Source organism: Rhodococcus sp. P4_C10 (assembly GCF_056402135.1).
This window is the reverse complement of record NZ_JBFUHZ010000114.1, coordinates 1-425: the sequence shown is the minus strand read 5'-3', so window position 1 is coordinate 425 and position 425 is coordinate 1. Positions and strand designations below refer to the sequence as shown.

Here is a 425-nt window from a genome sequence, read left to right as displayed (position 1 = left end):
GCCGGGGGCACCACCATTTGACGCGGGAACCCCGATCCAGGGAACTGGATCGGGGTTCTTGCGTTTGCCGGCGCTACTGGCCGCCGAGGGCCGCGAGCGGGGCCATGTCGAAGTAGTCCCGCCAGGCCACGATCTTGCCGTCCTCGTCGACCTCGAACACCCCCATCACCGGCAGTTCGACGGCGGTGCCGTTGATCGTGAACACGTCGGTGCGCTCGTTCATCACCACGCGGCCGGCACTGGTCTGGTGGTGGATCGTGAACACGATGCCGCCGAACGCCCCGAGGAACCCGGCGAGGAAGTCCTTGATTGCGGGCTTCCCCACCACGGGTTCCATCGGAATGTTGTGGTAGACAGCATCTTCGGCGAAGTACTCGGCGAGCGTCTCGGGGTTCGAGTCCGCCCAGCGGGCGCAGAACTCGGTG

General features: G+C 66.1%; 1 protein-coding gene. It reads right to left on the bottom strand.

Annotated elements, in window-relative coordinates; genetic code table 11:
• Positions 1-73 precede the first annotated feature (73 nt).
• A partial coding sequence (locus AC1DWC_RS26765; RefSeq protein ID WP_477912928.1) for a nuclear transport factor 2 family protein occupies positions 74-425 on the bottom strand: 352 nt, incomplete at its 5' end.